1 pseudogene is annotated in these 420 nt (G+C 59.0%); it reads left to right on the top strand.

Annotation, left to right across the window (positions count from 1 at the left end):
- Positions 1 to 420, top strand: a pseudogene (locus PL640_RS25605) (TOBE domain-containing protein); the annotation flags it as partial.

The raw sequence follows: 420 nt of genomic DNA, 5'->3' as shown, positions 1-420 counted from the left end.
CGATGACCCTCGCCGACAAGATCGTGGTCCTCGACGCCGGCCGTGTGGCGCAGGTTGGGAAACCGCTGGAGCTCTATCACTATCCGGCTGACCGCTTCGTTGCCGGCTTCATTGGTTCACCGAAGATGAACTTCCTGCCGGTCAAAGTCACCGCGACGGCTATCGATCAGGTGCAGGTTGAACTGCCGAACCGTCAGCAAATCTGGCTACCGGTGGACAGCGCCAACGTGCAGGCGGGCGCCAATATGTCCTTAGGTATTCGACCGGAGCCTTTATTGCCCAGCGATATCGCCGCTGTAACCCTTGAAGGCGAGGTCCCGGTCGTCGAACAGCTCGGTCACGAAACCCAAATTCCTATCCAGATCCCCGCCATCCGTCCGAACCTGGTTTACCTCCAGAACGACGTGGTGGTGGTAGAAG

The organism is Agrobacterium sp. ST15.16.024, assembly GCF_027956545.1.
Lineage (GTDB): Bacteria > Pseudomonadota > Alphaproteobacteria > Rhizobiales > Rhizobiaceae > Agrobacterium > Agrobacterium cucumeris.
The sequence above is the reverse complement of the archived record's forward strand: the minus strand, read 5'-3'. Positions and strand labels throughout refer to the sequence as shown.